The sequence below is a fragment of the Corallococcus sicarius genome (genome assembly GCF_003611735.1).
GTDB lineage: Bacteria > Myxococcota > Myxococcia > Myxococcales > Myxococcaceae > Corallococcus > Corallococcus sicarius.
Map to the genome: position 1 here is coordinate 1 of NZ_RAWG01000424.1, position 6,593 is coordinate 6,593.

The window sequence follows — 6,593 nt, forward strand, 5'->3', positions numbered from 1 at the left end:
CCCCTCCCCCCGCCGCGACCGCCGCCCTGCCTCCACTCCGGCCGCCGTCGCCGCGCCCGCGGGCATCGCCGCGCCGAAGACGGTGGCCCCCGGGGCGCGCAAGCCGCGCATCCTCATCGTGGACGACAGCGAGATGACCGCGCGCATCATCGAAGCGGACCTCGTGTCCAAGGGCTTCGAGGTCCACATCGCGGACTCCGCGGACAAGGCCACGAAGATCATCCTGAAGAAGCAGACGCGCCCGGATCTGGTGCTCCTGGACGTGCGCATGCCCAACGTGAACGGCGAACAGTTCTGCCGCTTCATCAAGAGCAACAGCCTCTTCAAGGGCATCAAGGTGCTGCTGTGCTCCGGTGAGAACGTGGAGGAGCTGCAGCGCATCTGCCGCGAGGCCGGCGCCGACGGCTACATCCCGAAGGACGCCGTGATGGGCAACCTCGTCGCCAAGGAGCTGATGCCCCCCGGCGCCGAGTAGTCCCCCGCCCTCCTTCAGGGCGCCGTGGCCGCGTCGGCAGTGCCGGCGTCCGTCTCCGCCGCGGGGCAGGACGTCTTGAGGGCGAGCGCCTCCATGGCGTTCTTGATGTCGGCCTTGTTCGCCTCCGCGGGCTTCGCCTGCACGTAGCGCTCATACGCGGCCAGCGCGTCACAGGGCCGGTTGAGCGTCTCGTAGGCCTTCACCGCCGCGTTGAGGATGGGGCGCTGATCCGGCTGGAGCTCCAGGGCCTTCTGGTAGTCCGCCGCCGCCCCCTCCGTCTGGCCCAGCGCCTCTTGCGACAGGCCGCGCCACACCCGGTAGCTCGCGTTCTCCGGCTGCGCCTCCACCAGCGCGGTGGCGGCCTTCAGCGCCTCGGCCTTCTGCCCCTGGCGCGCGTTCGCCGTGTAGGAGAGCTGGAGCAGGACGACGTTCGGTCCGCACGCGGCGGTGAAGTCATCCGCCGCCTTCGTCACGCCCTTGAGGTCGCCGGTCGTCAAGAGGAGCTGCGCGTACTCCTGCGCCTTCGCCTTGTCGCACGGCGTCTCCTTCAACGCCTCGCGCAGCTTGCGCACGATGGGCTTCTTCAAGCCGTGGTCGAACTCCGGCTCCTCGGGCGCCTTGCTGCACGCGCCGAGGGCGGCCACGGCGCTGGAAGAGAGACAGAGGACGGCCAGACGGAACGGGACGCGCGAGGAGACAGGCATGCCCGGCTCTGTAGCCGCCCATCCCCGGGGGGTCAAACCCCTGGCGTGCTCGCGGCGTTCTCCCGCTCGTCCAGGCCGCGCGCGAAGTTGCCGATGATGAGCCCCGGCCGCGCCGCCTTCAGCCGCTGCAGGAGGGTGCGGATGCCCACCGGCTCACCGCCCGCGCCCACGCCCCGGGCCACCTCCAGGTACTGGAGCGGGTCGATGCACAGCGAGCGCGTCTGCACCTGATCCACGCGGTACTTGCGCACCAGCTCCTCCAGCGCCCGCACCTCACCCTCGCGGTCGGTGACGCCGGGGAACAGGAGCAGGTTGAGCGCCAGGTACGCGCCGCGCTCGCGGGCCAGCGCGATGGAGGCCTCGACGTCCTCCCAGCCGTACTTCACCGGCTTGTAGTACGCCTCGTAGAGCCCCTTGGACGCCGCGTTGAGCGACACGCGCACCGCGTCCAGCCCCGCGTCCAGGAGCGCCTTGAGCCCGTGCGTGAGGCTGGCGTTGGTGTTGATGTTGATGGAGCCCCTGTCCGTCTTCGCGCGCATCATCCGGATGGACTCCGCGATGTACTTCCAGCGCGTGAGCGGCTCGCCCTCGCACCCCTGGCCGAAGCTCACCATGGTGCGGCCCGGCGCGTGCTCCAGGTGGTACAGGCCGATGGCCGCCATCTCCTCCGCGGAGGGGCCGTCATCCATGCGCTCGTGCGAGGCCGGGGGGCCGTCCGCGGGCTGATCCGAGATGCAACCCACGCAGCGCGCGTTGCACATCACGGACGCGGGGATGGCACCCTCGTCGCGCGCGTAGAAGATGTTCTGCGACGTGAAGCACCGGTAGAGCAGCGCGCACGTCTTCAGCTGCTTGAGCACGCGGCTGTCCGGGAAGCGCTCCAGGTGCGCGTTGACCAGGCCCTTGAGCTCCGGCGTGGAGTACGCCTCCGGCTCCCAGTGCGAGCGCCGGTCGGTGTGGATGGCCCATGCGAGCGGCCCCTTCTCCCCCCAGGCCGCCGCCGTGTACGCCCACTGCGGGAGCACCGGCCCGTCGCCCTTCACCTCACCGGGCAGGAACGTGCGCGTGTAGCCGGGCGGCAGGAGCGCGCCCACGGCGTTGGGCACGAACGTCTTGCCCCCCATCTTCATCTCCCGCACCAGCTCCAGCTCGCCCGAGTCCGGGTTGAGCCCCACGGGCAGGCGGCCGGGCAGGTGCACCAGGCGCCCGGCCGCCGGCAGGGCGATGGGCTTGTCCTGCGGGGGCACGAGTTCCTCCCCGCTGCGCAGGGTGGCGATGAGGTAGGGATGCTCCATCACCCGACCCTTGGGGTCCGCGAAGAGGAGCTTTGGCGCGTGCGTCATGCCCTTTTAACTACCACGGGCCGAGCGTCATGCGTCCAACGCCTCGCGTCATGTGGATGGGCGAATGAGCCCCATCACAACCCGACGCCGCAGGCTGTCCGTGCGCGCCTTGAAAGCGCTGGGGCGCTGGTTTATGGGTCCGCCACGTTTTCCGCAGTCCCCTATCCGGAGGCAGTCGTGATCGTCGGAGTTCCCAAGGAGATCAAAACCCGCGAGTACCGTGTCGGCATGGTGCCTGCGGGCGTGCGCGCGCTCACCAGCGCGGGCCACACGGTGCTGGTCGAGACGAACGCTGGCGTCGGCTCCGGCATCCCGGACTCGGAGTACCAGCGCGTCGGTGCGCAGATCATCACCAGCGCGGATGAGGTGTGGAAGCGCGCGGAGATGGTGGTGAAGGTGAAGGAGCCCATCGCGCCGGAGTACGAGCGCATGCAGCCCGGGCAGATCGTCTACACGTACTTCCACCTGGCGGGCGTGGATCCGGAGCTCACCAAGACGCTCCTGAAGAAGAAGGTCACCGCGGTCGCCTACGAGACGCTCCAGCTGGACGACGGCAGCCTCCCCCTGCTCAAGCCCATGAGCGAGGTGGCCGGCAAGATGGCCATCCAGGTGGGTGCGGCGTGCCTGGAGAAGGCGCACGGCGGCAAGGGCATCCTGCTGGGCGGCGTGCCCGGCGTGCGCCGTGGCCGCGTGGCCATCATCGGCGGCGGCGTGGTGGGCCTGTGCGCCGCCAAGGTCGCGGTGGGCATGGGCGCGGAAGTGACCATCCTCGACGTGAACCTGGAGCGCCTCACCTACCTGGACGACGTGTTCCTCGGCCGCGCGCAGACGCTGGCGTCGGACACGGAGTCCATCGCGCGCACCGTGCGCGAGTCGGACCTGGTGGTGGGCGGCGTGCTCATCCCCGGCGGCAAGGCGCCCAAGCTGGTGTCGCGGGAGCTCATCGGCGAGATGGAGCCCGGCTCCGTCGTCGTCGACGTGGCGGTGGACCAGGGCGGCTGCATCGAAACCTGCAAGCCCACCACGCACGACAACCCCACGTTCACCGTGAGCGACGTCGTCCACTACTGCGTGGCCAACATGCCCGGCGCCGTGCCCCAGACGTCCACGTTCGCGCTCACCAACACCACGCGCCCGTACTCGCGGAAGATCGCGGACCTGGGCCTGGTGGAGGCCATCAAGTCGGACCGCGCCCTTCAGCGTGCCATCAACACCTACAACGGCCACATCACCTACGAGGCCGTCGCGAAGGACATGGGCTACGACTACGTGCCCCTGATGGACGCGATCGGCGGCAAGCGGTAGCCAGGCCGCCCAGCAGCCGGCCAGACGTGTTCTGGCCGGGTTGCCGGAGGGGAAATCCGTCCGGGTTTCCCCTCGGGTGCCCACCCTGAGGAATAAATGATCCCGCCGGGCGTCTCCGCTCTCCAGAAGCGGGCGTGCGTGCAGCGCGGCAGGGGAAAGCGTTGTTGACCCGCCTGCTCCGGTGCATAGATTGACCGTTAGGCAGGCGACGCATTCCCCAAATCATTTCGGGCCCCTGGAAGGCGGGAGCATGATGCTGGACTTCAGGCAACCCAACCGGACGAAGCAGGAATTCGAAGAGCTGGCGCTGGCGCACCTGGATCCGCTCTATTCAGCGGCCCTCCGGCTGACCAAGAACGAGCGCGACGCCGAAGACCTGGTGCAGGACACCTGCATGCGGGCCTACCGCTTCTTCGACAAGTTCGAGCGCGGCACGAACATCAAGGCCTGGCTCTTCAAGATCCTCACGAACACGTTCATCAACCGGTACCGGCGCAAGGTGAAGGAGCGCACGGTGGTGGAGGGCGTGGAGCGCGAGGCGGTACACGAGCGCTTCGTGAGCCGGGACGCCACGGACTTCGCGGCCAACCCCGAGCAGTACTTCTTCGACCGGCTCCTGTCGGACGACGTGCTGCGCGCCATCGACTCGCTGCCCATCGACTTCCGGCTGGTGGTCATCCTCGCGGACCTCCAGGAGTTCTCCTACAAGGAGATCGCGGAGATCCTGGAGTGCCCCGTGGGCACGGTGATGAGCCGGCTGTTCCGCGGTCGCAAGCTTCTGCAGAAGACCCTGCGTGAGTACGCCCAGGGCCAGGGTGTCTTCCGGCATGATGGAGATCCGGTGCCGGCGCCCGCGGACCTGGAAGAGTACCGGCGCAGGAAGAAGGCAGGCTAGACAGAGGTTGGAGTCCATCGAGCCCCTATGACCTGCCAGGAACTCGAGCGATTGTTGTACCCGTACCTCGACGGCGAGTTTCAGCCCGAGGAACGCCACGACGTGGAGTCGCACCTGGAAGAGTGCTCCGGGTGCGTCGCGCGGGTGGACGAGGAGATGCAGCTGCGCCAGGCGCTCCGGCGCGCGGCGAAGCACGCCGTCTCCACCCAGGGCACGCGCGCGCCGGCGTCACTGCGCGCGGGCATCCAGTCCGGCCTGCACCGCGAGCAGCGGCGGGCCCAGGTGAGCCAGTGGCTTCGCGCCGGGGCGGTGGCCCTGGTGGTGGTGACCGTGGGCGGCGGCTGGATGACGTACCAGTCCGGCCAGGCGCAGCGCGCCTCCATCCTGGAGGCGGTGCAGCGGCACACGCGTCAGCGGCCCCTGGAGTTCGTCGCGGGCACGCCGGAGCAGATTGAAGCGTGGTTCAACGACAAGGTGGAGCACCGCATCACCCTGCCCCGCCTGCAGCAGGCGCGGCCCGTGGGCGCGCGCTTCTCCACGCTCAACGGCCAGGAAGTCGTCTACGTCAGCTACGAGACCCAGCCCCGGCTCACGAACGAAGCCAAGCGCAACATCGGCGTGTTCGTGTATCCGGCGACGGGCCGGCGGGTGACGGTGGAGGAGGGCCCCACGGTGCAGAACGTGGCCGTGGATGAAAGCCAGGCCTACAACGTCGTGACGTGGCGTGATCAGGACATCACGTATGAGCTCGTGACGGACCTGGATGACGCCGCCATCCTGCAGATGCTGAGGGATCAGGAGCTGCGCTCCAACGGCACGCCGCGCCCCGCGCAGGTGAAGGCCGCTGTGAGCTTGCAGCCCGTCTCGCTACAGCCCTGAGCGGCCCCGCGACGCGGGGCCTGAGTGGTCGCCTGCTCAACTGAATACCGGGCGTTGCACCGGGTGTGAAGATTGACGGTCCCGGACATGGCCGATAGCCTCGACGGCGTTTCTTCTCTTCGCGCGCCGCCGCTCTGTTCGTGGTGATCCACCGCGCGCCGCACCCCCAGGACGGCCGTCCCTTCATGTCCAAGCGAATCCTGATCGTCGAAAGCGACGCCACCCTCTCCGCCACCCTGCAGCAGGCGCTGGAAGCCCGGGGCTTCACGGCGCAGACGACGGGGGACGGCAAGGGCAGCGTGGAGCTGATCCGGCGTGAGCGCCCGGAGCTCGTGGTGCTCGCCGTGGACCTGTCCGCCGGACAGAACGGCTATCTCATCTGCGGCAAGCTGAAGAAGGACGATGAGCTGAAGACGGTGCCCATCGTCATCATCGGCAGCCCGGACGGCTTCGCGGCGCACAGCAAGCTGAAGGCGCGCGCGGACGAGTACGTGGCGAAGCCCGTGGACACCGACACGCTGGTGGATCGCGTGGGCGGCCTCATTGGCTTCCCGGAGCTGCCCGCCAGCGACGAGGTGGTGGACGACAGCCTCACGCTGGACTCGCTGGGCGAGGAGCCGTCACCGGACTTCGGCGAGGAGATCGCCGTGGACACGGGCGAGGAGCCCGCGGTGCCCGGTGAAGACCTGGACATGCTGGACGAGGCGTTCAGCGACATGTCCGAGCCCGCCTCCGAGCCCATCACGGGCACGCCCGAGGAAGAGGCCGTGGTGGCGCCGCCGGACCTGGACGCGTCCTCCTCCGAGGAGGAGGGCTCCGCGCTCGACTCGCTGGGCTCCGGCAACGACGACTCGCTCGACGTGCTGAGCGGGCTGGACGACGAGCCGGAGGAGAAGACCGTCATTGGCTTCATGCCGGCCGCAGAGCCGGAGCCGGTGGCGCCCGTGCGCGCCGTCGCCACGCCCACGCCGCTGCGCGCGGTGCCCCCGCCC

7 protein-coding genes are annotated in these 6,593 nt (G+C 69.3%); 5 read left to right on the top strand and 2 right to left on the bottom strand.

What is annotated here, in order from left to right:
* Positions 1 to 475: response regulator (locus tag D7X12_RS37625; RefSeq protein WP_244225019.1), on the top strand; the 475-nt coding region annotated here is incomplete at its 5' end.
* A gap of 14 nt (positions 476 to 489) precedes the next feature.
* Here D7X12_RS37625 and D7X12_RS37630 read toward each other — a convergent pair.
* Complete coding sequence (locus tag D7X12_RS37630; protein WP_120630009.1) at positions 490 to 1,179, bottom strand: tetratricopeptide repeat protein; 690 nt, start codon at positions 1,177 to 1,179, stop codon at positions 490 to 492.
* A 32-nt stretch (positions 1,180 to 1,211) separates the two neighbouring features.
* A complete protein-coding gene (locus D7X12_RS37635) occupies positions 1,212 to 2,522 on the bottom strand; it encodes a radical SAM family protein (protein ID WP_120630010.1) in 1,311 nt (436 codons plus the stop codon).
* Between the two features lie 177 nt (positions 2,523 to 2,699).
* On the opposite strand from D7X12_RS37635, the gene ald reads away from it, so the two are divergent.
* The 4 genes from ald to D7X12_RS37655 form a co-directional block, all read left to right on the top strand.
* Positions 2,700 to 3,827 (top strand): alanine dehydrogenase, encoded by a 1,128-nt coding sequence (ald, locus tag D7X12_RS37640; RefSeq protein WP_120630011.1) that lies wholly within the window; start codon positions 2,700 to 2,702, stop codon positions 3,825 to 3,827.
* Positions 3,828 to 4,080: 253 nt separating this feature from the next.
* The gene (locus D7X12_RS37645) at positions 4,081 to 4,722 is read left to right on the top strand and encodes a sigma-70 family RNA polymerase sigma factor (protein WP_120611876.1); all 642 of its coding nucleotides are present in this window, start codon (positions 4,081 to 4,083) and stop codon (positions 4,720 to 4,722) included.
* 51 nt (positions 4,723 to 4,773) lie between these two features.
* A complete protein-coding gene (locus D7X12_RS37650; protein WP_244225020.1) occupies positions 4,774 to 5,601 on the top strand; it encodes an anti-sigma factor family protein in 828 nt (275 codons plus the stop codon).
* A 185-nt stretch (positions 5,602 to 5,786) separates the two neighbouring features.
* Positions 5,787 to 6,593 (top strand): response regulator (locus tag D7X12_RS37655; RefSeq protein ID WP_147443921.1); only part of this gene is annotated, 807 nt, incomplete at its 3' end.

What these genes read in the sequence shown, in the direction of transcription:
- D7X12_RS37630 (WP_120630009.1), bottom strand. Translation starts at nt 1,179, where the DNA reads ATGCCTGTCTCCTCGCGCGTCCCGTTCCGTCTGGCCGTCCTCTGTCTC.
- D7X12_RS37635 (WP_120630010.1), bottom strand. Translation starts at nt 2,522, where the DNA reads ATGACGCACGCGCCAAAGCTCCTCTTCGCGGACCCCAAGGGTCGGGTG.
- D7X12_RS37645 (WP_120611876.1), top strand. Translation starts at nt 4,081, where the DNA reads ATGCTGGACTTCAGGCAACCCAACCGGACGAAGCAGGAATTCGAAGAG.